Raw genomic sequence first — 23,162 nt, forward strand, 5'->3', positions numbered from 1 at the left:
CTAAGCAGCTCGATCCTTCCAAGATCCGCGCTGGAGAGCCAGCGCGCTGGGCGAAAGTGTGTCTCAGCGCTTCGCTCGTGCAGCCCGCAGGCCGTTCAAGATCACGATGACTTCGGCGACTTCGTGTACCAACACGACGGCGGCCAGGCCCAGCACACCACTGATCGCCAGTGGCATCAACACGATGATGATGGCCAGAGACAGCACGATGTTTTGGTTGATGATCCTGCTGCCTCGGCGAGCGTGCTGCAGCGCCTGCGGGATCAGTCGGAGGTCGTGGCCGGTGAAGGCTACGTCAGCGGACTCGATTGCGGCGTCAGAGCCGGTCGCTCCCATCGCTATGCCCACCGTCGCGCCCGCCAGCGCAGGAGCGTCGTTGATGCCGTCGCCAATCATCGCCGTCGGCGTCTTGGAGGAGAGTTCGGCGACGATGCTTGCCTTGTCCTCCGGGCGAAGCTCGGCGCGCACGTCGTCGATTCCGGCGATTTCAGCCAGCGCCCGGGCGGTGCGAGTGTTGTCGCCGGTGAGCATGCTCACTTCCACGTCGTTGGCGTGCAGGGTCTGCACGGCTTCGGGCACCTCGGGGCGCAGCTCGTCGCGGACCCCGATCGCCCCAGAGAGGGCGTCATCGACGGTGACAAGGACGCAGGTCTGGCCCTCGGACTCCATGCGCTCAACGTCTGCCTTTAGTGGCCCGGCGTCGATCCACCGGGGGCTGCCCACCAGCACCCGTCGACCTTCGATAGTGCCGCCGATGCCATGTCCGGCTTCCTCGCTGATGTCCTGGGCGGCGGGCGCTTCGGGCACCGCTGCCGCGATCGCCGCAGCGAGGGGGTGCGTCGATTGCTGCTCAACTGCCGCCGCGAAGGCAAGCACCTGCGCCGGATCGAATCCGTCTGCCGGGACCACGTCGGTAACCTCGGGCTGGTTGCGGGTAAGGGTTCCGGTCTTGTCCACCGCCAGGTGACGGATGCCACCGAGTCGCTCGAACGCCGCGCCGGACTTGATGACCACGCCGAACTGGCTGGCCGCGCCGATGGCGGCCACGACTGTCAGCGGCACGGAGATTGCCAGCGCGCATGGCGACGCTGCGACCAGGACCACCAACGCTCGGGTGATCCACGTCTCGGGGTCGCCCAGCAGCGAGCCGATCACGCCGACCAGCACCGCCAGGATCATCACCCCGGGCACGAGGGGGCGGGCAATCCGGTCGGCGATCCGGGCGCGGTCGCCCTTTTCCGCCTGCGCCTGCTCGACTAGGTCCACGAGTGTGGTCAGCGAGTTGTCCGTTCCAGCTGCGGTCGTCTCGACCTCCAGCGAACCGGCGGAGTTGATTGCTCCCGCGGGCACCTCGTCGCCGGGCGCTACCTCCTCCGGAATGGATTCTCCGGTGATCGCTGAGGTGTCAAGGCTGGAGCGCCCGGACCGAATGATGCCATCCGTGGCGATCCGCTCTCCGGGGCGCACGAGCATCAGCTCGCCAGCCACGAGGTCCTTCGCGGCGACCTCGACCGCCGTGCCGTCGCGCAGCACCGTCGCGGTTTGCGGTACCAGCTTCAAGAGTGCCCGCAGTCCGCCCTGGGCCCGGTCCATCGCCTTGTCTTCCAGTGCCTCGGCGATCGAGTACAGGAACGCTAACGCCGCGGCCTCCCCGACGTAACCGAGGATCACCGCGCCGACCGCGCTGATCGTCATCAGCAAACCAATGCCGAGCTTGCGCTTCGTGGCAAGGTTCCGGATAGCGCCGGGCGCGAACGTATACGCCCCTAGCAGCAGGCCGACCCAGAACAGTACTGTCGCGGGTGTCTCTAGCCCGGACCAGCCCAGTGCCAATCCTATGCAGAGGGCTACGCCGGAGAAGATCGGCAGTAGCAACTCGGGGTCCTTCCACCATGGCCGATCGAGATCTTCGATCTCCGTGGCTGGTTCGTGTTCGCATCCACATGCTGAACTCATGCGTCCGCTCCTTTTCCGTCGCAGCCGGGCACCGAGCACTCAGGGTCGATGCACGGGGCGTTTTCGTCGACAGCCAACGTCGCGTTCACTAGCGCGTTGAGCGCTGTCGCGAGGTGCGGATCGGCGATTTCGTAGCGTGTCTTGCGGCCCTCCGGCTCGGCGACGACGATGCCGCAGTCACGCAAGCAGGTCAGGTGGTTCGAGACGTTCGAGCGGGTCAGGTCCAGGTCGCGCGAAAGCACGGCCGGGTAGCTCGGGCCGTCGAGTAGTGTCATCAGGATTCTGGAGCGCGTCGGATCCGCCATGGCCCGGCCGAGCCGGTTCATGACGTCGAGGCGTGAAACAATGGTCAGCATGTGCTGAACAATACATCGTGTGCTGAACTATTCAAAATGCGCTGAACTGACAGTTACGCGAAGGTCCTGCGACCTGCAAGAATTAGTCGATGGGATAGCAGATGACTGATCCTTTGTGGTTCGGCTGCCACCCAACGCGGGAGCGACGTGGGCGGCGAGGTTCTCGAGAAAGTAACTTTGCAACTACATACCGTCGAGTTTAAGTTCAATGTGTAGCTAAGGGCCTTATTAATAGCGTTTGACAACACGCGCTCCTATTTACCTTCGTATCTCACGAGACGCTGACGTGGATGGCCTCACCATCGACCGGCAGCGTCAGGACTGTGAAGCCATTGCAAAGCAGCGTGGCTTGCACGTTGGACATAGGACATAACTACGTCGATCAGTCCATTTCCGCGTCAAAGAAGAATGTGGCTCGCCCCGACTACGACGCCATGGTGGCGTCCTTTGAACGCGGCGAAATCGACGCGATCATCTGCTGGGACCTCGAACTACCCGCCCCACGTCGGTGGATAGTCCGATCGGTCGGACAAAATTACTCCCGCACCACAGCGTAATCAGGGGTGCACCTTAAAAACATCCGGAGGTGGGGGTAACTCCCCCTCGTTGCCCAGAGACAAAATACGCCAGTGGCGTCTGTACGACGAGCCGAAAGTAGGACAAATTCCAATCCAGAGAGGTCTTGCACTGTTGCGGTGCGGTTGTCTTCTTTCTCACCGTATTGGACCCTGCGAAATTAATTGGATACGATAGGCCCATGTTGATTTCAGGTTCCGTTTTCATGCGGCCGCTCACCAGCCGCTAAGGCGGTTTTCTCCCTCCCGCAGGTTAGAAACCGCTCCGGTCCTTTAGCCGGGCGGCCATTTGCCATGCCCGGCTTCGTTTCAACTCCACGGAGCACACCTGATGTCTACATACGGATACGGCCGTCACGAACATGGCCAAAATTTTCTCACAGACCACAAGATCATCAACTCCATCGTCGATCTTGTAAAACAATCCTCTGGCCCCATCATTGAGATCGGGCCAGGAAGCGGTGCCCTCACTCACCCGCTATCCCGCTTGGGGAGGCCAATAACGGCAGTTGAGGTAGACGCAAAACTAGCTGCCAAACTCACAAAAAAGACCGCCTCGGCGTCGGTCGAAGTGGTCCATGATGATTTCCTTAACTTCCCGTTACCCGCCACTCCCTGCGTCATTGTGGGAAACATTCCCTTTCACCTCACTACTGCCATTCTTCGAAAGTTGTTGCATGCGCCGGCATGGACTGACGCTGTACTCCTCATGCAGTGGGAAGTCGCTCGCCGCCGGGCCGGGGTAGGCGCAAGCACAATGATGACGGCTCAGTGGTCCCCATGGTTCACATTTCACCTTGGTTCCCGAGTACCAAGGTCTGCTTTCCGGCCACAGCCAAACGTTGACGGGGGGATCTTAGTGATCCGCCGGGTGGGTGACCCGAAGATCCCGATAGAGCAGCGCAAAGCCTTTCAGGCGATGGTGCACACCGTTTTCACCGCCCGGGGACGCGGGATAGGGGAAATTCTCCGAAGGGCAGGGTTGTTTTCATCACGTTCAGAGACACAATCATGGTTGCGCTCGCGAGGAATCGACCCCGCAACCCTACCTCCCAGATTGCGCACCAGCGACTGGATCGATCTCTTCCAGGTGACTGGTTTCTCTCCACCGCGCCATCGGCCCATTTCACAATCGGGAAGTAGTCAACGCCCTCCTCAACGGAAAAAACGAGGCCGGCGGCGGTAATCCCCCCACCACCAAAACCGAAATCCACCAGTAGTAGTGAACGACCCATGCTCGTCTACCGTGAGCCGCGTTATGACAGTGACGTGTTCTCGTCGGGCACAGTCATAGTTCCCGGCGTTGCCAGCGACAGGGTTCTACACCCGGCAGCGGGCCGATCAAAATCACCCGCACGGGGAACGACCCTGCTGGTGGTTTCGATTTTGATGAAAGCGAGGAGACATAGCCCCTCGCCAACTCCCCGTAGCTGGCGAACAGTAGCTCCTGGCGGTGGCGCTCGTTGGTGAGTTTGCGTGCCGCACCGAAAGCCTTATCGACTTCCTGGTCCAAGTTGTTGTGAGCCTTGAGCAGAATTGGGTCCATCGATAACGGGTTGTAGTGCTCCGCGAGTGACCGCCGGGGGTGCCGCTCGCGTGCCCGCAGCACCAACTGTCCAGCGTCGATGATTCGCTGCTGCGCCTTCTCATCTAGTTCACACAGAGCTGGTCCGCAGTTGTAGCTCCCGATGTACTCCGAAAAACGGAAAAAATAAATAGCGGGGATACATCAACCTTCCACTTTCCATTCTTCCGGCTCAGAGTATTGAGGGGTCTGGGACCGGGTCCGTAAACCCTTTATGTTTTCCGCGCACAGCGGTTTTTAGCGACGCGCCCTATAGGTTTTCCGCAGAACCTATATGTGTTTCTGTGCACCCCATATGTTGTCTGTTTTAGCGGTATTTCGTTGTTAATTCCGCACGCGCGCATCAAATGGTTAGTTATCGCCGACACTCCGTGGAGTTCAAGTTCAACGTAACCTAAGGCGCGCTAGTGTTAGTCGTATAACAACACGTGCTGCCATTTACCTTCGCATCTCGCTCGATACCCTGCTGTGGGGGTTACTCGTAGCGAAGCGAGCTGAGCATCCCGGTTTCCATGTGATAGGCGTTATGGCAGTGAAATGCCCACTCACCGGGGTTGTCAGCGATCAGGTCGGCGATCATGGTTTCACCGTGGCGGAGAAGGACGGTGTCCTTGCGTAGTCCGCCGCTGCCGGGCAGCGCCCACGTGTGGCCGTGGATGTGCATGGGGTGGGGCATCATGGTCCTGTTGCGCATGACCATCCGCAGGCGCTGGCCCTCCTGCACGGTCGCGGAGGAGGATTGGCCGTCGGTGAGAATGCTCCATTCATACGGCATCATCTGCCCGCCCAGGTCGATGCTGACTTCTCGGTCTGGTGTGTCCTCGGGTAGGAGTGCACGGTCTGCTGGCTTCAGGGAGGACAGGAGCAGTCCGGTGGACGACAACTCGGGGAAGTCGACATCGGGGTGGGGGGCCTGGCCGCCGGCGGTGCGGATGACGGCGAAGGCGCGGTCGTCCTTACCCACCGCCAAAGCCGTGAGCGGGAAGATGCCGTCGCCGAGGATGACCTCGACGTCGACACGCTCGCCCATCGACAGGTAGATCGATTCGGTCTCCCGGGGCTGGACGGGGAAGCCGTCGGTGTGGGTGACGGTCATGCGGTGACCACCGAGGGCCACCTTGAAGATGGTGTCACCGCCGGAGTTGATAAACCGCAGGCGGGCCTTGTCGCCCGGGCGAGCCTCGAAGGTCCGGTGAGCACGGGGGATACGTCCGTTGATGAGGTAGTGCGGATACATCACATCGCCGACATCCCCGCCCAGTACCCGGTCCGGGGTGCCGTGCATCATCTGGCCGTGACCTCCCATTCCCATACCCCCGTTATGGTCGCCCGAACCCATTCCGGTGAGCTTGTCGAGCTCATCGTCGGGAGTGCCCTGAATGCCATCGACCCAGTCGTCGAGCACGATGGTCCACTCAACGTCCTGGTCTTCAGCGTCTTGCGGGTCACGGATGATCAGTGGGGCGTGGAGGCCGCGATCAAGCTGCAGGCCGGTGTGGGAATGGTAGAAGTAGGTGCCACCGTGGGGGACTTCAAAAACATAGGAGAAAGACGCGCCAGGTTCAATGGGGTCCTGGGTCATGCCGGGCACACCGTCGGCTGCGTTGTGGAGTGCGATGCCATGCCAGTGGATGGAGGTGCTCTCAGGCAGTTCGTTAGTGATATCGACCTGGAGGACGTCGCCGGCAGTGGCCTCAATGGCCGCATCCCCGGTGTCAGAGACGTATCCCCACGTCTTGGCTTCGATGCCGCCGATATCCAGGGAGAGGGGCCGGGCGGTCAGTGTCCGGCGCACCGTCGGCTCACCGAGCGCAGTGGGGGTGGGGCGAAGGGAGGAACCTGGTGCCGAGGCAGCGGGTCCAGGGTCGCTGGTGCAGGCGGCCAAGGCCCCGGTGCCGGCGAGGACGAGCCCGCCGAGCAGAAACTGTCGTCGGGAAAACGTGTTCGTCATGATTTAACCTTTCTTGGTGCAAGATTTCAGTGACACGGGAGACAGGCGCAGGTGAGGATCCTGCTGAGCCATCACGTCAGGCGCAGGTCTGTGACACAGGTGGCACCGTCGTCGGTGGTGGAAAACTCCGTGGTGGCGGTACGCCCCTGGTAGCTGACCTCAATCAGGCCGGTGACATCATCGGGAAGCCAGAAGCCGACAAACCCGTTGTCGAAGGTGGTTGTCGCCTCGTCCACCAGCACCTCACCGGTCGCCTCATCGGTGATCGTGACCTGGATATCCTCATTGTCGAGTTCCCCCTGGCAGGTCGTGAGGCTGTGGTAGAAGCAGTCGTGGGTGGAGGTGAGATAGGGTGCGATCGAGACATACGTCTGATTGTCGGGAAGATCAACCACGACTTCCTGATCATCGCTCGAGAGCAGCAGTTCATCGTTACGCACTGAGGCGATAAGATCCGTGGGACGCTCAGTGACCTTCTGCCGGTCGAGGTGATCAATAATCTCCACCGCGTCCATGCCGGCCAGGCCATGGGTAGTCAGGAATGTGTCCTGGGACACCGTCCCATCGGCGGTGGGTTCCGGGTCGGCGGCCGAACACCCCGTGAGGGCGAGGGCAAGGGCGGCGGCTGCGATCGCTGCTCGTTTCACGTCAATCTCCTTGGATCGTGGCTGGGCCATGAGAAGACACCGCCTCAAGGTCGATGCCATACCTTTATCTAGCACGGGTGCCTGACGGGCTAGAAATCAAAAGCCCTGCTCACAGTCTTATAACAGGGCGAAAAGGGGGGTGAATTCGGTGGGCTGGGTCACCACCGGAACACCACCCCACAGCCGTGGGCGATGTCCTTCCACCCGCCCCGGGTATGCGGTGCAAGCAGTGAAATCCCTGGTGGCGCCTGCTGAACCGACCAGGGGAGGCGATGCCGACGACGCGGGATGGGGCACAGGGGTGACGGCGGTCGAAGGGTGATGTTTGAAGATTTGATGAAGATTCCCCGCCGGGCACTGAGCGAGGATGGTATTCCCCCCTGGCCGGAGCGATACTGGGGTCTATGGCTGACCACACACCGACCACCGCCACGCCCCCGGGGCGGGTGCTGGTCGTCGATGATGAACAACCCCTGGCTCAGATGGTGGCCTCCTACCTCATCCGGGCCGGGTTCGATACCCGCCAGGCGCACACCGGCACCCAGGCCGTGGACGAGACCCGTCGCTTTTCCCCCGATGTCGTGGTGCTGGACCTGGGGCTGCCCGAACTCGACGGCCTGGAGGTGTGCCGACGGATCCGCACCTTCTCGGACTGCTACATCCTCATGCTCACCGCGCGTGGCAGCGAGGACGACAAGATCAGCGGTTTGACCCTGGGGGCGGATGACTACATCACCAAACCTTTTAGCATCCGGGAACTGGTGACCCGGGTGCATGCGGTGCTGCGCCGTCCACGCACCAGCACCACCCCACCGCAGGTGACCACCCCCTTGATCGTTGGTGACCTCATCCTTGACCCCGTCGCCCACCAGGTGCGGGTGGGGGAGACGACCGTGGAGCTCACCGGCACGGAGTTCGAGCTGCTGGTTGCCCTGGCCCTGCGCCCCGGCCAGGTGCTGACCCGCCACGACCTGGTCACCGAGGTCTGGGACACCACCTGGGTCGGTGATGAACGCATCGTCGATGTCCACATCGGCAACTTGCGTCGCAAGCTCGGCACCGACACCCGGGGCCGGGGGTTTATCGACACCGTGCGTGGCGTGGGCTACCGGGTGGGGCAGCCATGAATCACGGACCCGGCCTGACCTTCCGCTTCCTGGCCGCCCAGGTGTTGGTCGTGGTGATTAGCCTGCTGGTGGCCGCGGCCGTGGCCACGATGGTGGGCCCGACCCTGTTCCACGATCATATGTTGATGACCGGCCGGGAGAACCCTTCGCTGGAGCTGTTCCATGCCGAGCAGGCCTACCGGGGCGCCAACCTGATCACCCTGGCCGTCGCCCTACCCACCGCCTTGATCAGTGCCCTGCTGGCCAGCCTGTGGTTATCGCGTCGTCTGCGCACCCCCCTGCAGGATCTCACCCGCGCCGCTACCAGCCTAACGGCCGGCAACTCCCGTATCCGCGTGCCCGCCGGAAAAGCAGGCCCCGAGGTCACCACCCTGGCGCATGCCTTCAACACCATGGCCGACCGGCTGGAACACACCGAACAGGTCCGCCGCCAGATGCTCTCTGATCTGGCCCACGAAATGGGCACCCCCTTATCGGTGCTCACGGTCTACCTCGATGGTCTCCAGGACGGGGTCGTGGACTGGAATAATGCCACCCACACGATCATGGCTGACCAACTCACCCGCCTGACCCGGTTGATGGAAGACATTGACGATGTTTCCCGGGCCCAGGAACGCCGGATCGATTTGGACCTGGCGGAGGAAGGGCTCGGGGATCTGCTCCATACCGCCGCAGCTGCCGCGGGGGAAGCTTATGCTGACAAAGGCGTCGATTTACAGGTCGAGACCATTACGGACACCGCCCGGGTGCTCGTGGACCGGCAACGCTTCGGCCAGGTGTTGAGCAATCTCCTGTCGAACGCGCTACGGCACACCCCGGCCGGCGGGCAGGTCCGGATCAGCGTCCACCGACAGGGGGCGTCCACCGCGCTCATCCAGGTCGCCGATGACGGTGAGGGCATCCCACCTGGCCAGCTCGGACACATCTTCGAACGCTTCTACCGGGGGGATGCCGCCCGCAGCCAGGACAACGCCGGGGCCGGTATCGGTCTGACCATTTCCAAGGCATTGATCGAGGCTCACGGCGGCACTCTCACCGCCACCTCCCCCGGACCTGGTCGCGGAGCGGTGTTTGCCCTCCGTCTCCCGCTGTCCCCTCCCGACAGTGAGGAGGCTGCTCGGTGACCACAGCCTGCCCCGCGTGAGGGCCGTGCCCTCCACCCCTTGAAAATATACCCCCAGGGGGTATGCTGAAAATATACCCCCTGGGGGTATACGCTAGAGAGCGGCATCGCCGCACCCCACCGAACCGAAGGAGCTTTCCTATGATCACCTCCCCGCCCCGCCTCTTGCCGATGGTCTCCCACGGCTGCAGCTGTTGCGGACCTGCCTCACGTGCCGACACCGCCTCCATCCCTGCCGCCAGCGACTCGTCAGCAGGAGGATCCTCCCCGAGCTACCAGGTCACCGGCCTGACCTGCGGACACTGCGTGAAAAGCGTGACCCAGGCCCTTCAGGCCCTCCCCCAGGTCGACGACGTCCAGATTGATCTCGCTGCTGGTGGTGTTTCCACCGTCACGGTCACCGGTGTCGTACCTCCGGAGATGGTTCGCCGGGCCATCGAAGAGGCCGGCTACACCGTCTTATCCTGATCAGTTTTACCCATCATCTCGACCCCGACCGGGTTGAGCGAAAGGAACGTCATGAGTACTCCCCACCATTCCGGTGATCACCATGGTGATCACCCCGCTCCGGAAACAGACCACACCCACCACCCGCATCATGCCAGCCACGAACACCACGCAGATGCCGACACCCACGGCCAGGCGATGCCCCACGATCACCCGCACTCCGCCATGGACGACGACCACCACGTTCATAGTCACGGCGAACACGCCGGACACAGCACCGCAATGTTTCGGGAACGCTTCTGGTGGTCGCTGATTCTGTCCCTTCCCGTCGTTATTTTCAGCCCCATGGTCGCCCAGCTGCTCGGCTACCACCTCCCGGCATTCCCCGGATCCACCTGGATCCCCCCGGTGCTGGGCACGATCATCTTCGTCTACGGCGGAACGCCTTTCCTCAAGGGCGGATGGAACGAACTGAAATCCCGCCAACCCGGGATGATGCTCCTGATCGCCATGGCCATCACCGTGGCGTTTGTCGCCTCCTGGGTCACCACTCTGGGGCTGGGCGGTTTTGACCTGGACTTCTGGTGGGAGCTGGCTCTGCTGGTGACCATCATGCTGCTGGGCCATTGGCTGGAGATGCGCGCTCTCGGGGCCGCGTCCTCCGCGCTTGACGCGCTGGCTGCCCTGCTGCCGGATGAGGTCGAGAAAGTCATCGACGGGACCACCCGCACCGTGGCCATCTCCGAGCTGGCCGTCGACGACGTCGTGCTGGTGAGGGCCGGTGCCCGGGTGCCGGCCGACGGAACCATCCTCGACGGAGCCGCCGAATTCGATGAGGCGATGATCACCGGCGAATCCCGTCCCGTCTTCCGCGACACCGGTGACAAGGTGGTCGCCGGTACTGTGGCCACCGACAACACCGTCCGCATCCGGGTGGAGGCTACCGGCGGGGACACCGCCCTGGCCGGGATCCAACGCATGGTTGCCGACGCCCAAGAGTCCTCCTCCCGGGCCCAGGCCCTGGCGGATCGGGCGGCAGCGTTGTTGTTCTGGTTCGCGCTGATCTCCGCTCTGATCACCGCGGTGGTGTGGACCATCATCGGCAGCCCGGACGATGCCGTGGTGCGCACGGTCACGGTGCTGGTCATCGCCTGCCCGCACGCTCTGGGCCTGGCGATTCCGCTGGTCATTGCGATCTCCAGCGAGCGGGCCGCGAAATCCGGAGTGCTCATCAAGGACCGGATGGCGCTCGAGCGGATGCGCACCATCGACGTGGTACTCTTCGACAAAACCGGCACCCTGACCGAGGGTGCGCACGCGGTCACCGGTGTCGCAGCAGCTGTCGGCGTCACCGAGGGCGAGTTGCTGGCCCTGGCCTCCGCCGCGGAGGCCGACAGCGAGCACCCCGTGGCCCGCGCCATCGTGGCGGCCGCGGCCGCCCATCCCGAGGCCTCCCGTCGGCAAATGCGTGCAACTGGTTTCAGCGCCGCCTCCGGCCGGGGGGTCCGGGCCACTGTCGATGGCGTTGAGATCCTCGTGGGCGGGCCGAACATGCTGCGCGAGTTCAACCTCACCACCCCGGCCGAGCTCACCGACACCACCAGCGCCTGGACCGGGCGTGGGGCCGGTGTGCTCCATATTGTCCGCGACGGTCAGATCATCGGTGCGGTGGCCGTCGAGGACAAGATCCGCCCCGAATCCCGAGCCGCCGTGAAAGCCCTGCAGGACCGCGGGGTGAAGGTCGCGATGATCACCGGTGACGCGCAGCAGGTGGCCCAGGCGGTTGGCCAGGACCTGGGGATCGATGAGGTCTTCGCCGAGGTCCTGCCCCAGGACAAAGACACCAAGGTCATGCAGCTGCAGGACCGGGGTTTGAGCGTGGCCATGGTCGGTGACGGTGTCAATGACGCCCCCGCTCTGACCCGCGCGGAGGTCGGTATCGCCATCGGTGCCGGCACGGATGTGGCCATGGAATCTGCCGGGGTGGTCCTAGCCAGTGATGACCCGCGGGCAGTGCTGTCGATGATTGAGCTGTCCCAGGCCAGCTACCGCAAGATGATCCAGAACCTGGTCTGGGCCTCTGGCTACAACATCCTCGCCGTGCCGCTGGCCGCCGGAGTGCTCGCCTCGATCGGGTTCGTGCTGTCCCCGGCCGTGGGCGCGATCTTGATGTCTGCCTCGACCATCGTGGTGGCCCTGAACGCCCAGCTGTTGCGCCGGATTGATCTGGACCCGGCCCACCTGGCTCCCACCAGTCCGAAGGAGTAACACACCACGCCTACTCCGAAATCCACCGCCGTCCACTGATCCATCACTTCTCTCCACTGACCCCATATGACCCTGAAAGGGCTCCACCATAAAGCGCACCCTTGTTCTTTCCGCTCTCGCCGTAGCCTCCACCCTGGCGCTGGCCGCCTGCGGTGAGGCCACCGACTCAGGCAACACCGACGCCACCACCTCGGCCACCAGCACTGTGACGACTACCGCTGAGACGACCGAGACCACCAGGGCGGCGACTGAGGAGGACGGGGAGATCTCCGCCGATCACAACGACGCGGACATCATGTTTGCCCAGATGATGATCCCCCATCACAAGCAGACCGTGGAAATGAGTGAGATGCTCCTGGCCAAGGAGGGCATCCCCGCCCAGGTCGTGGAGTTTGCCCAGGGGGTTATTGACGCCCAGGGACCGGAGATTGACCGGATGAACGCCATGCTCGAGGCCTGGGGCCAGCAGCCGGTCACCGACTCTGGGGCATGGGGACCATGGATGAGATAGGTGGAATGGATCACGGCGAGATGGGTGGCATGAGCGGGATGATGAGCCAGGAGGACATGACAGCCCTTGAGGAAGCCCAGGGCACCGGCGCCGCCCGCCTTTACCTGGAGCAGATGACCGCCCACCACGAAGGTGCGGTCGACATGGCCCGTGACGAGGTGGCTGACGGCCAGAATCCCCATGCAACCACCCTGGCCGAACAAATTATCAACGACCAGGAGGCCGAGATCGCCCAGATGCAGCAAATGCTCACTGACCTATGACAGGTCCCCGTCTTTTTCTGATCCCGAGGACAGGAATCTGACAAAGAGGGATAACCGTGACGATTGCCACCTGCTGCGGGCGATGGGTCGTTGTCACCGCAGCGGGTGCACCGGGGTGGATGTTTCTACTCCCTCTGGTCGCACCACTGAGGAAAGGGGAAAGCCCCTGTGTCCAGACCCTTGGAGGACTACGCATTATTGTCCGATACTCACACGGCCGCCCTGGTCTGCCGGCAGGGCAGCATTAATGTTGGGGGTGTCCCCCGAGTAGTGGACACGGCGTTGGTGTCAGTTAGGCAACGAGGCCTACGGTAGCAGCCGTCGTCGCGGTCTCGAAGGTTGTACTGCGATCCTAGCTATCGCTTTTTACTTTTTGTATCTACTCAATCTCTAGCAGCTTCTACTGTATGTCCATAGGGTAAAGGGTATTTAGCAACGACACGTCGTGGAGTTCAAGTTTAACGTTTAGCGTTATTGACGCTTTACGTTATGGGGGGGATAGGGTGAAGCATGATCCAGTCATTCGGGAACCGAGGGACGGAACTGGTGTTTTTGCGTGAGCGGGTTCCGAAACTGGATACTCGGATCCACAAGTCGGCGAACAAGAAGCTCCACCAGCTCGATGCTGCAGTACCCTGGACTCCCTTCGCGTACCTCCTGGGAATCGCCTAGAGGCTCTAAAAGGTGATAGGAAGGGGACGTTCAGTATTCGAGTGAATGACCAGTGGAGAATCACTTTTCGGTGGACGAGTGCGGGGCCCGAACAAATGACCATCGAGGATTACCACTAAGGAGTGCCATGTCGAACAAGCTTTACCCGCCGATTCATCCTGGAGAGATTCTGCTTGAGGATTTCATTGAGGGATTTGGAATCACTCAGCACAAACTGGCTGTGTCGATAGGGGTTCCGCCGCGCCGGATCAATGAAATCGTGCACGGGAAGCGCGGAATCACCGCTGACACTGCTCTGAGATTGGGCAAGTTTTTTGGTGTCGAACCGATGTTTTGGATGAACCTGCAGATGCAGTACGAGATTGAGCTTGCCGAGGACAAGGCACTAGCAGAGATCGATAATATTCGGCCATACCAGGCTGCTTCAGCGTAGCGGCCCCTAGTCGAGGATCTCCGGCTTGTAGTCCGAGTTCTCGACCGTCACCGCCGTCGGGGGAGCGGATGGGTCCGTCGCGAAGGTCATGTTATCCCGGTGCGCGATAGCGCGGATTTTGCGCCCGACCATAGAGTCCCAGTTCATTTCATTTGGCATACTGCTGCTACCAACGATGGCCCATGCAGGGGTCTGGGTACCAATGCCTGCCCCCAATTTAGCCGTCACGGGCTTCTTCGGATCGAGTTTGATCGCGTAGTAGACCACGCTATCGTCCACGATGTCCGCCACTCGTGCGAAGTCCTCCGGAGGGGTCATGTCGCTGAAACGTACCTTCATCAGCTCGCCCTCCAGGGCTGCTTCATTCGGAGCGAGCTCGACCTTATCGGGCTTCGGGTCGCTGGCCGCTGTGGGGTTGGGCCGCTTTTTGGCCTTGTCATCTGCGTTATCTGCGGCCTCATCTTCTTGCCCTTCCTCCGAAGTATCTTCCTGTCCTTCGGCTGCGGAAGCTTCTTCGGACTCCTTAGAAGACGAAGCCGTGCTCGGCTCAGGCGGAGTCTCATCATCCGAACAAGCTGCAAGCGAGAGGGCCGTCAACGCGGCAATGGAGAGTGCAACAAGGCGATTTCGCATGAGGTTAAGCGTACAACGTCGCCGGGGATTGTCCCCGCCGAACTAAGGAATTGGGGGGCTCGTTGCGACGGTCTATCCCGACACGATGGCGCGCGCCATGCGGTGCAGCGTCGCCGTTGCGCGCTCAAGATCCTTGGGGGTCTTTGCGGTTTCTGACGCCCTCATCACCGCCGCATTCAGCATGCCTAGATCGATTGCGGAGACTTCGGGGCAAAACCTTCCCACGATGTCCTTAAATCCCGCGTGCGATTTCTGCACTTTTTCCTCGGCGAAAGCTTCCGGAAACTGCTGGGCGGCGGCCATTAGTGGGCCGTGAGTGCCGTGCGCGAAGAGGTCAAGCATTGCGTCGACATAGGCGCAGACGCGATCTTTGGCCTCTGACGGGGCGGATTTGACCTTATCTTCCAGCTGGTCGTGCCAGGTATCGCTGTTAAGCACCAACAGCTGAACCATCAGATCATCTTGGGAGGAGACGTAGCGGTAGACGCTGGGGCGGGCCAGGCCAACCTCGGCCGCCACCTCTGCCAGGGAGGGAACCTTGCCGCCGCCGGCAACGATCAACCGCTCGGCGGCCTCCAGAACCGCTCGGTGCTGGACCGCGCGGTGCTCCGTTACCGTCGTCTCCGTGATCCTCGGCATGGTTGCTTAGTTTACTACCCGCTTCTTTGCCTGCGTAGAGGCCTATTTGGGTGCCTATTCGGAGGCTGCGCTCAAGCGCCCGTCGACCAGCAACACCTGTGGGTCGCCGACGAGAGCTCGGACGATGCCCACACGCTGACGTTCGCCACCCGACAGACTTCCTGGGCGGTGCTTAGCTCGGGGCGTCATACCAACCTTTTCCAACAGCTCCGCATCAGAGTAACGACCGTGCTTACCCACAACGCGCGCGGCGAGCTCCAGTTGTTCCTCGGCGGTGAGGGCGCCCGGCAGGCTGCCGGAGGCCGGGTTGGTTAGCGCTCCAGCAACGGCCAGCAGTGTGGACTTACCGGAACCGGAGGGGCCGACGACGGCGACGAACTCTCCGGGCTCGACGGTCAGGTTCAGCTTGTCCAACGCGGTGATCTGGGAATCACCGTCGGTGTAGGTCACCGTAACGTTTTTAAGTTCCGGCTGTGAGTCCGGAGATGATGACGACCAGCAAGGACATGAGTGTCAACATGACGCTCATGAGAAGAAATCGGGTGCGCGCAAAAAGCATTTCGCGCAAGGCTAGAAGCATGAGGAAAATTCCTGAGGTTGGGGTTGGGGAGGTGAGCGGTTGATCAGTCGCCACACAGCCTTTAGCAACAATGTGTCGTCAAGATAACAGCAGGGCGTTTCTAACTGTGGGTATTGAAAAGTGCTGGCTGGTTAGTTAGAATGTAGGTACGTTGCTACAAAAGGAGGGTTCTCATGACTAGCGTGAGTGCGCGTGAGTTCAATCAGGATGTGAGTTACGCGAAAAGGAAGGCTAGTGAGGGACCCGTTGTTATTACTGATCGAGGTGAGCCGGCCTTCGTATTGCTTTCCATTGATGACTACAGGAAGATCTCCGGCTCGAATGAAGGCTGGGTTTCGCGGTTGCAAATGGAAGAGGACATTGACCTCGAGGATGTAAGGATGGACTTCGAGCCGCGGGTGCCCGAGCTATGAACTACCTGCTCGATACGAATGTGGTTAGCGAACTCCGGAAGCCGCCCGGGAAAGTAAATCCCAGGGTGTTTGAGTGGGTTAATGCGCAGATCTTGCACAGCCAATTTCTCTCTGCGATCACTATCTATGAGCTCAAGTTAGGTATCTCCCGAAAGAATCACACCGATCCTGTGCAGGGGCAGCGGCTGCAGAAGTGGTTCACTCAGGATTTACTTCCGCTGTTCGAAGGCCGAGTTCTTCCTCTTGATGAGCGAGTGGCTATAGAGGCGGCCAATATGAATGTTCCGGATCCGCGGCCCCAGGCTGATCTATTTATTGCTGCCACCGCGCGTGTGCATGGGCTGACAATCGTGACTCGAAATGAAAAGGACTTTGAACCGATGGGTGTGCAATATTTGAACCCCTGGGAGCTCTAGTCCACTAGCGCTAAACCGCGAGCCCACGGTTGCGCCGCCATTGGCGGTACATCAGTGCAGTCACGGTTCCCGCGTACAGCATGCCCGTCACCACCAGAACCGCGTGCAGGCCCACCTGGACATACATCCAACCGCCTAGCAGTGCCCCGCAGGCAAGTGACATCCACAGCGCGAAATAGCGCAGCCAATCCATGTGCGGGCCGCCGAAGAGCGCGGCCACGAATCGCTGAGACATTTTCACCAGCGTGCCGGTCATGTACGTCAGGGAAATGCTCACTTCGCCGTCGCGCTCGAAAGTGGAATTCATAGCGCCAACCGTGAACGACAGGCTGTACACCGCCCACTGCTCGTGCCCGGTCAGTACCATTACTGAGGCAATCGTCGAGGTGGCACAGATGAACAGCAGAATCACCTCGCGCGTTCGCGTCCGTGGCAAGTACCGCCGCCCCAGCTGACTGATCAGCGCCCCAATCCCCACTCCGACGAGGAATAGCACCATCACTCCGCCGGCCGTCATCGCGACGTCCCATTTTCCCGCATTGACCGCCGCAGTCAGGCGCGTGGTGTTACCCGACATGAACGACAGGAAGTACCCGCCCAGATACAAAAAGCCCAGCGTATCTACGAACCCTGCAATGGAGGATAAGTAGATAGCCAGTGCGTGTTCTCCGGTGCGGTAGCCTTTCATGGCGCAATCGTAGCAACCATGGTGCAGCTCGGCGCCTCGTCGTCCCGGTTAGCTGCTTCAGCTAGTCATCCCAACTGGGGTCTGTGATCCCCTCCTGCTTCGCACGGTACTCCACCAGCGAGAGCAGGTAGTCCTGTGCACCCTGGTATGCCTCAGCAAAACGCTCGTCGTCTACATACATCCGCGCCAGAATCAGCTGCCGCGAGGTCGTAACCTCGTACCACTGGTTGATCGTGGCGCGGTGCCGCTCCACGAGTTCTTGTGCTTCGTCGCTATCGGAGGTGACGCCACCATCTCGGGCAGCTACCAAATCTGCGACGAAGCGGTCGTGGTCGGCCTTAACCTCCTGGAAGTCGCCGTCGGTCATAGAGGCCAGCTTTTCCTGAGACTGCTGGTATTCAGGGGTGTCGCCCCAACGTTCGCGAGCTTCCTCCTGGTAGGCAGGCATTTTCTCGCCGAAGTACTGCTTGATCTTGTCCATCTGTTCCATGGTGTATCCCTCCACTCGGGTTGTTGTTATCAAATCCTCGACCGCACGCAATTGGCTCTCCACCTCTTCGCGCTTGCGCGCCAAGGCTTCCCGGTGGGCGCGGAGGGCACGGTCAAGGGCAGCATCGGAAGGTGCTTCAATCAGGTCGGGGATCTCCGCCAGCTTGAAGCCCATGTTCCGGTACAGCACAATGGCCGCGCCGATTCGCAGATCTTCCTCGGTATAGAGGCGGTAGTCGCCCAATGTGCGCCACTGTGGGCTGAGCAGCCCAATGGAATCCCAATGGCGCAACGCTTTGGGCGTCACTCCCAAAAAATCTGCAGCATCACCAATCGTGTATTCGGTCATGGGCTACATCCTTTCGGTTGCCGCAACGGCAAGGTCAAGCGAAGTGGTCAAACGGCAAGGTCAAGCGGTGAGGTTGTTATGAATTCATCTTTAGGCAACCTCGCGCTTACCTTTGGCCGATAACTTGTGATGGTTCAATTCTCGCAGGAAAAGGAACTCAATTACCTTGTCTAGTAATTCATCTAAAAAATCGCAGCAGCTGGAAGGCCAGAATGCGTCCAAGCAGTTCAATGTGAATCGCCGTAACTTCTTGGCAGGAACGGGGGCGCTGGGCGTCACCGCTGCACTTGCCCCGGCTGCGCAGGCACAGGGGTGGAACTCGTCGGCAGGCTCGCTGGCAGGATCCAGTTTCGGCCCGGGGCGCGGAAACGGCGGTAACGGCGGCGACAACAACGGCGGCAACGGCGCAGACATGCCGCTGAAGTTCAACGGCGACGGCAAGTTCAAGATCGTCCAGTTCAACGACACTCAAGACGATCACCTCACTGATCGTCGCACCATCGAGTTCATGGGCAAGGTGTTGGATCAGGAAAAGCCGGACTTTGCGCTGATCAACGACGACGTGATCTCCTCTGGGCCCAAGACCACCGAGCAGGCATTCCAGGCGGTAAACAACGTGGTGCTGCCGATGGAATCCCGCAAGATCCCGTGGGCCATCACCTTCGGTAACCACGACGAAGACTCGATGGAAGACGGCACCCAAGCCAACGAGGTCGCGCTGCTGAATTTCGTGCGCAAGTACAAGTACAACCTCAACGTCGCTGACGATCCGATTCACGGCGAATCCAACGTATCGCTGCTGGTTCAGGGCAACGCAAACTCGAACCCGGCATTCGCCATCTGGCTGCTGGATTCTGGCAACTATATCGGCGAGGAACTGGCGGGGCAGGAGACGAAGGAGATCCCCGGCTACGACTACATCCACAGCGACCAGATCCAGTGGTACCGCGATACTTCCCGGAGCTATGAGGAGCGCTACGGAAAGAAGATCCCGGGCCTGATGTACTTCCACATCCCGACCTACGAGCACCGCGATATGTGGTTCGGTGGGCCGTACCACAACGGTCCCATCAAGCATGGCGAGGCGAAGAAGCGCCACAGCATCGAAGGCGTGAAGAACGAGGACGTCTATGTCGGTGCCTTCAACCCCGGCATCTACACTGCTGTCCGCGAGCGCGGCGATGTGCTGGGCATCTACTGCGGCCACGACCACATCAACTCGTTTAACGGCAACTACTTCGGCGTAGAGCTGGGCTACTGCCCGGGCACCGGCTTCGGCCCCTATGGGTTGAAAGACGGCACCTGGTCCATGCACACCCTGCGTGGCGCCCGCGTGTTCGAGCTGGACGAGGCCGACGAGCGCGTCTACAAGTCCACCCGCCTTGTCTTCGCCAAGGAGCTGGGGCTGGACATGAACCCGAAGAAGCAGCCGCTGGACAAGCCGGCCGACCTGCCGGAGTACGTGTCCTTCAAGTAGCGCACCGCCGAGTTGCGCACCGCCGAGTTGTGCACCGCCGGGCAACGCGACGCACCGGTGGTCTCGGTGCAGCCAGTTAGGATGGGGGACAATGTCCGTCAATTCCCCTGAGAACATCCTGCTGAACCTGCCCGCTGAGCAGTGCGCCACCATCCGCGGGATCTTCGACGAGCTAGCAGCCCGCGGATTCCCGCCGCAGCGGCAGACCCCGCACATCACGGTCACGTTCTCCCCGAACATGGCCCCGCACGTCGTGGAGCGTGCCCGCGAGATCCTGCCTTCCGCCGTGCCCTCGGAGCTCAGTCGCCGGGGCGTGGTCGTCTTCGGCACAGGCAAGAAGCAGACCGTGGCGTGGCTGCTCGAAGCCACGGACGAGCTGGAGAATGCCGCCCGCGAACTCAGCGCGCTGAATCCCGATGGTCGCGGTCCGCGCTGGGTGCCGCACCTCACGGTCGGCTTAAGGCTGCCGCGGGATATTGTTCCTTCTTATATTGACGCCCTGTCTCAGATCACACCGCGCGAGCTCAAGTCCATCACCGCAGCTGAGGTGGCGTATTGGAGGCCCAGCGCGGGGGAGCGCGTGGTGCTTTCCTGATGCCTGATTGCGGGCTGGATGCGTAGGGGCGTCACGAAGAAAGAACACAGAAAAAGTGACCCCTGCCTCACCGGGGCTGCAGATGTTTGGTAACGTGCTCCGCGGCATTAAATATAGAAACAATTAAATGAAGAAGGTGTTCCTAACGTCCGCACCAACGAAAGAGCCGGTTGTAACACCGGCTTTTGTCTTTGCATGGTTAGTTAATTTTGCCCAGTTCATGATCTTCTACGTCCTCGTGACGACCATGGCGGGCTACGCAGTCAAGGAATTCGCGGCCAATAACGCGAGCGCAGGTCTGGCCTCCAGCGCCTTCGTTATCGGCGCAACAGGGGCGCGTGTGTTCTCGGGCTTCCTAGTCGATGCGGTGGGGCGGCGGCGAGTGCTTTTCACAGCGCTGGTGCTGATCATCGTGACCTGTGCTTTTTACATTCCCGCACATTCGCTGGGGCTATTGATTACCGTGCGCATCATCCACGGCATTGGGTACGCCTTCGCTAGCACCGCAGTGATGGCCGTCGCGCAGTCCGTGATTCCCAGTTCACGGCGCGCGGAAGGAACCGGCTACTTTGCGCTGGGTACCACCCTGGCCACCGCGATTGGGCCAGCACTGGGCCTGTGGCTGGTCGGTTCCGTCGGTTACACCACTATGTTCCAGGTCGTCATCGGAATGTCCATCGTGGCATTCCTGCTTTCCTTGCTGGTGCGTTCCCCAGAGGCTCATGGGCACAGTGAACATGCGCACCCGCACCGCCCGACCTTCAACCTTTCCGCCATCGTCCATCCGAAAGTCGCACCCATCGGCTTCTTTATGCTGCTGGTCGGTATCTGCTACGCAGGCGTGATCACCTACTTAAACGGCTATTCCGAGGACAACAACCTGGTCACCGGCGCGAAGTACTTCTTCTTGGCTTATGCGTTGGTCACGCTCGTGATGCGTTTCGTACTGGGAAAAATCCAGGATCAGAAGGGCGACAACATCGTTATCTACCTGGGGCTGGTCACTTTCGCTATCGCGCTGGTTGTCCTCGCATTCTCTACCCAGGACTGGATGGTGATTCTGGCAGGTGCGCTTACCGGCTTGGGCTACGGTTCACTTATGCCGGCGGCGCAGGCGATCTCCGTCAAGGCTGTTGAGCCACATCAGATGGGTGCAGGGATTTCCACGCTCTTTTTGCTTCTGGACGTCGGCGTGGGCTTCGGTCCGATCCTGCTGGGCATGATCGTTTCGGCCACTAGCTACCAGGCGATGTACACGATGTTGGCCGGGCTGGTTGTCATCAGTGCTGCCGTGTACTTCCTTGTTCACGGCCGGAAGGTTAGCTAGAGTTCGCAAGAGTTCAAACCTTCCCCTTTGCAACGATCTTTACGCGAAGGGGATCTGCCGAAAGGACCCCACCGCATGCTGCACGCCGTGAGTTTCGCGTTGGCCGATTCTGTCAACGTTCTACTCATCGGAGTGCTTTTCGCTATCGCGGTGATGCATCCCAAGCCACGGCGCTACGCGACTATCGCCGCGGTGTTGGTGGCAGGGGACTGGTGCGGAGTGTTTTTGCTCTCGCTGGTCACACTGCTGCTTTTCAACGGCATTGAGGATGCGGTGCAGGCGGCCTTGGCCTCGCCGATCTTCGGCCTGGTGCTGATTGCTATTGGCCTTCTTAGTATCTTTTTGACGCTACGAGGCGGCGACCCTGCTCCGATGATCAATCGCCTGGCCCGCCCCCTTCGCAGAGCGTCGTTGGGCACCTTTCTTTCCGGCATGGTTCTAGGGCTGGTGCAGTCCGCGACATCGGCGCCCTTCTTCGCTGGCTTGGCTTATCTGAGCACGGTGGAGATCAGCGCGGCTGGAAAGTACTTGACCGTGTTTCTATATGCCAGCCTCGCGCTGAGCTTGCCGGCGTTGTCTGCACTGGCGTTGGGAATAGTGCTGCGCAAGCCCGAAAGCGGGCTGGCGGTGTTTATTGATGGGCTGCGCCACCGCAAGGAACAGATGGTGGCACTGGCGGGCTATGTAGTGGCGGCGATGTTGATCGTCCTGGGGCTGCTGAGCATCTTCTAGCCCAGGAACTCCATCCACGTATCCCACTCGCGCTTGGTCTGCTCCAATCCGTCGTTCCAGGATTGCTCCAGCCGATCTATTCGTCGCTCTGTGTTGCTCACCTGCATTTTCTCCGGATAGAACACTAGCGCCTGGCCCTTGGATTCCAGTTCCGCGATCTTGTCGGAGGCCAGATTGTACTTCGGCGGGCGGTCGATCATCGCCTGGGCGACGGCGGGGCGCTTGCGTAGCAGGGCGCGTACCAGGTGTGGGCTGCGCAAAGCCGGGCGGACGTATCCCTTTGGCTTGGTACGCAGTACCAGGAACTTCTCAAAGCCATCCTCGATAGCTGCGTCGATCAGCAGGCCACCGGAAGAACCCAGCGCACCGTCGACATAGTCCACCCCGTCGATGGTGGGCACGGGCATGAGACCCGGCAGAGTCGAGCTGGCGCGCACTTTACGCATGAGATCCGGAAGATCCTTGATGTCCTCGCGGCGCCAATAGACCGTCTCGCCGTTATCCGCGCGGGTCGCACCGATGCACACCTGGGACGTGGAGCGCTGGAAGGTTTCCCAGTCGAAGGGCAGATCGTTTCCGGGGGCGCCCGCGGTTTCGTAGATGTACTCCGCGTTGAAGTAGCCAGTGCCGCGCACCAATGACTTCATCCCGCCAGTCTTAGGATGGCCGCCAAATTCCACGAAGGATTCGCGGGCGCGCTTCCTGTCCCCGGAAAGGAAGTTCACGGTGTGTGAGGCTCCTGCACTGATGCCGCCGACCCAGCCGAAGTGGATGTTGTGTTCCAGAAGCTGGTCGATGCAGGCGGCGGTGTAACTATTGCGCATTCCACCGCCCTCGAGAATGAGGGCGACCTCTTGGGCAGACACGGCGGTGGAGCCTCCTTATGTTGATCGGGTGCTTGCGTGCGTTA

General features: G+C 61.1%; 24 protein-coding genes and 4 pseudogenes. 15 read left to right on the plus strand and 13 right to left on the minus strand.

All coding sequences use genetic code 11. The features are described 5' to 3' along the window. Positions 1–63: 63 nt before the first annotated feature. Positions 64–1,956, minus strand: a complete 1,893-nt coding sequence (locus CRD15_RS06850; RefSeq protein ID WP_035001097.1) for a cation-translocating P-type ATPase — start codon at positions 1,954–1,956, stop codon at positions 64–66. After that, positions 1,953–2,312: a helix-turn-helix transcriptional regulator gene (locus tag CRD15_RS06855; protein ID WP_034973773.1), complete on the minus strand. Its 360-nt coding sequence runs from the start codon at positions 2,310–2,312 to the stop codon at positions 1,953–1,955. The genes CRD15_RS06850 and CRD15_RS06855 overlap by 4 nt, the downstream gene beginning before the upstream one ends. 290 nt (positions 2,313–2,602) lie before the next feature. Between CRD15_RS06855 and CRD15_RS06860 the strand changes: the two genes are divergently transcribed. After that, on the plus strand, positions 2,603–2,869 hold the full coding sequence (locus tag CRD15_RS06860) for a recombinase family protein (protein ID WP_005293226.1): 267 nt from the start codon (positions 2,603–2,605) through the stop codon (positions 2,867–2,869). Positions 2,870–3,218: 349 nt separating this feature from the next. Continuing rightward, entirely contained in the window at positions 3,219–4,073 is an 855-nt protein-coding gene (erm, locus tag CRD15_RS06865; RefSeq protein ID WP_065422277.1) for a 23S ribosomal RNA methyltransferase Erm, read from the plus strand. A 102-nt stretch (positions 4,074–4,175) separates the two neighbouring features. Here erm and CRD15_RS10235 read toward each other — a convergent pair whose 3' ends face one another. The 3 genes from CRD15_RS10235 to CRD15_RS06880 all read right to left on the minus strand — a co-directional run bounded on the left by CRD15_RS10235 (position 4,176) and on the right by CRD15_RS06880 (position 7,070). Continuing rightward, positions 4,176–4,613 (minus strand): type IIL restriction-modification enzyme MmeI, encoded by a 438-nt coding sequence (locus tag CRD15_RS10235; RefSeq protein ID WP_309136521.1) that lies wholly within the window; start codon positions 4,611–4,613, stop codon positions 4,176–4,178. Positions 4,614–4,947: 334 nt separating this feature from the next. Beyond that, complete coding sequence (locus tag CRD15_RS06875) at positions 4,948–6,423, minus strand: multicopper oxidase family protein (protein ID WP_035001090.1); 1,476 nt, start codon at positions 6,421–6,423, stop codon at positions 4,948–4,950. Between the two features lie 71 nt (positions 6,424–6,494). Further along, positions 6,495–7,070 carry a CueP family metal-binding protein gene (locus CRD15_RS06880; protein ID WP_034973832.1) on the minus strand — a complete coding sequence of 192 codons (576 nt, stop codon included), beginning with the start codon at positions 7,068–7,070 and terminating at the stop codon, positions 6,495–6,497. Positions 7,071–7,474: 404 nt separating this feature from the next. Between CRD15_RS06880 and CRD15_RS06885 the strand changes: the two genes are divergently transcribed. The 3 genes from CRD15_RS06885 (at position 7,475) to CRD15_RS06895 (ending at position 9,788) form a co-directional block, all read left to right on the plus strand. Continuing rightward, the gene (locus tag CRD15_RS06885) at positions 7,475–8,197 is read left to right on the plus strand and encodes a response regulator transcription factor (protein WP_005293213.1); all 723 of its coding nucleotides are present in this window, start codon (positions 7,475–7,477) and stop codon (positions 8,195–8,197) included. Continuing rightward, positions 8,194–9,321 (plus strand): cell wall metabolism sensor histidine kinase WalK, encoded by a 1,128-nt coding sequence (locus tag CRD15_RS06890; protein WP_005293210.1) that lies wholly within the window; start codon positions 8,194–8,196, stop codon positions 9,319–9,321. The genes CRD15_RS06885 and CRD15_RS06890 overlap by 4 nt, the downstream gene beginning before the upstream one ends. Positions 9,322–9,461: 140 nt before the next feature. Continuing rightward, the gene (locus tag CRD15_RS06895; protein WP_034979322.1) at positions 9,462–9,788 is read left to right on the plus strand and encodes a heavy-metal-associated domain-containing protein; all 327 of its coding nucleotides are present in this window, start codon (positions 9,462–9,464) and stop codon (positions 9,786–9,788) included. 6 nt (positions 9,789–9,794) lie between these two features. On the opposite strand, the gene CRD15_RS10130 is transcribed toward CRD15_RS06895, so the two are convergent. Next, positions 9,795–10,040 carry a hypothetical protein gene (locus CRD15_RS10130; protein ID WP_005293203.1) on the minus strand — a complete coding sequence of 82 codons (246 nt, stop codon included), beginning with the start codon at positions 10,038–10,040 and terminating at the stop codon, positions 9,795–9,797. On the opposite strand from CRD15_RS10130, the gene CRD15_RS06900 reads away from it, so the two are divergent. The 4 genes and pseudogenes from CRD15_RS06900 to CRD15_RS06915 all read left to right on the plus strand — a co-directional run bounded on the left by CRD15_RS06900 (position 9,966) and on the right by CRD15_RS06915 (position 13,914). Beyond that, on the plus strand, positions 9,966–12,035 hold the full coding sequence (locus tag CRD15_RS06900) for a copper-translocating P-type ATPase (RefSeq protein WP_255463781.1): 2,070 nt from the start codon (positions 9,966–9,968) through the stop codon (positions 12,033–12,035). The two genes, CRD15_RS10130 and CRD15_RS06900, sit on opposite strands and share 75 nt — an antisense overlap. A gap of 88 nt (positions 12,036–12,123) precedes the next feature. Continuing rightward, positions 12,124–12,809: pseudogene (locus CRD15_RS06905) on the plus strand (DUF305 domain-containing protein). 510 nt (positions 12,810–13,319) lie between these two features. Then, positions 13,320–13,600: pseudogene (locus tag CRD15_RS06910) on the plus strand (type II toxin-antitoxin system RelE/ParE family toxin). A gap of 8 nt (positions 13,601–13,608) precedes the next feature. Next, positions 13,609–13,914, plus strand: a complete 306-nt coding sequence (locus CRD15_RS06915; RefSeq protein ID WP_005293187.1) for a HigA family addiction module antitoxin — start codon at positions 13,609–13,611, stop codon at positions 13,912–13,914. A gap of 6 nt (positions 13,915–13,920) precedes the next feature. On the opposite strand, the gene CRD15_RS06920 is transcribed toward CRD15_RS06915, so the two are convergent. The 4 genes and pseudogenes from CRD15_RS06920 to CRD15_RS10135 form a co-directional block, all read right to left on the minus strand. Continuing rightward, positions 13,921–14,547, minus strand: coding sequence for a hypothetical protein (locus tag CRD15_RS06920; protein ID WP_187402209.1), 627 nt, complete (start codon positions 14,545–14,547; stop codon positions 13,921–13,923). 72 nt (positions 14,548–14,619) lie between these two features. Beyond that, a complete protein-coding gene (locus CRD15_RS06925) occupies positions 14,620–15,186 on the minus strand; it encodes a TetR/AcrR family transcriptional regulator (RefSeq protein ID WP_034970923.1) in 567 nt (188 codons plus the stop codon). Between the two features lie 81 nt (positions 15,187–15,267). Further along, positions 15,268–15,636: pseudogene (locus tag CRD15_RS06930) on the minus strand (ATP-binding cassette domain-containing protein); the annotation flags it as partial. 16 nt (positions 15,637–15,652) lie between these two features. Next, positions 15,653–15,766, minus strand: a pseudogene (locus CRD15_RS10135) (ABC transporter permease); the annotation flags it as partial. Between the two features lie 173 nt (positions 15,767–15,939). Here CRD15_RS10135 and CRD15_RS06935 point away from each other — a divergent pair. Both CRD15_RS06935 and CRD15_RS06940 read left to right on the plus strand, forming a co-directional pair. Further along, positions 15,940–16,179: a type II toxin-antitoxin system Phd/YefM family antitoxin gene (locus tag CRD15_RS06935; RefSeq protein ID WP_034970922.1), complete on the plus strand. Its 240-nt coding sequence runs from the start codon at positions 15,940–15,942 to the stop codon at positions 16,177–16,179. After that, positions 16,176–16,595: a type II toxin-antitoxin system VapC family toxin gene (locus CRD15_RS06940; RefSeq protein ID WP_034970921.1), complete on the plus strand. Its 420-nt coding sequence runs from the start codon at positions 16,176–16,178 to the stop codon at positions 16,593–16,595. Before CRD15_RS06935 ends, CRD15_RS06940 begins: the two co-directional genes overlap by 4 nt. Before the next feature lie 10 nt (positions 16,596–16,605). Here the strand turns inward: CRD15_RS06940 and CRD15_RS06945 are convergent, their stop codons facing one another. After that, positions 16,606–17,283, minus strand: coding sequence for a YoaK family protein (locus CRD15_RS06945; RefSeq protein ID WP_187402210.1), 678 nt, complete (start codon positions 17,281–17,283; stop codon positions 16,606–16,608). Positions 17,284–17,344: 61 nt separating this feature from the next. After that, complete coding sequence (locus tag CRD15_RS06950) at positions 17,345–18,121, minus strand: MerR family transcriptional regulator (RefSeq protein ID WP_187402211.1); 777 nt, start codon at positions 18,119–18,121, stop codon at positions 17,345–17,347. A 166-nt stretch (positions 18,122–18,287) separates the two neighbouring features. On the opposite strand from CRD15_RS06950, the gene CRD15_RS06955 reads away from it, so the two are divergent. From CRD15_RS06955 to CRD15_RS06970, 4 genes are all read left to right on the plus strand, one after another. Continuing rightward, the gene (locus CRD15_RS06955; RefSeq protein WP_222866478.1) at positions 18,288–19,598 is read left to right on the plus strand and encodes a metallophosphoesterase family protein; all 1,311 of its coding nucleotides are present in this window, start codon (positions 18,288–18,290) and stop codon (positions 19,596–19,598) included. 91 nt (positions 19,599–19,689) lie between these two features. Next, entirely contained in the window at positions 19,690–20,193 is a 504-nt protein-coding gene (locus tag CRD15_RS06960; RefSeq protein WP_187402212.1) for a 2'-5' RNA ligase family protein, read from the plus strand. A 127-nt stretch (positions 20,194–20,320) separates the two neighbouring features. Next, entirely contained in the window at positions 20,321–21,520 is a 1,200-nt protein-coding gene (locus CRD15_RS06965) for an MFS transporter (RefSeq protein ID WP_187402213.1), read from the plus strand. Positions 21,521–21,595: 75 nt separating this feature from the next. Next, positions 21,596–22,252, plus strand: a complete 657-nt coding sequence (locus CRD15_RS06970; protein ID WP_034970916.1) for a hypothetical protein — start codon at positions 21,596–21,598, stop codon at positions 22,250–22,252. Here CRD15_RS06970 and CRD15_RS06975 read toward each other — a convergent pair. Continuing rightward, entirely contained in the window at positions 22,249–23,118 is an 870-nt protein-coding gene (locus CRD15_RS06975) for a patatin family protein (protein ID WP_187402214.1), read from the minus strand. The genes CRD15_RS06970 and CRD15_RS06975 overlap by 4 nt on opposite strands. Between the last annotated feature and the right edge of the window lie 44 nt (positions 23,119–23,162).

This window comes from Corynebacterium sp. LK28, from assembly GCF_014335105.1.
Lineage (GTDB): Bacteria > Actinomycetota > Actinomycetes > Mycobacteriales > Mycobacteriaceae > Corynebacterium > Corynebacterium macclintockiae.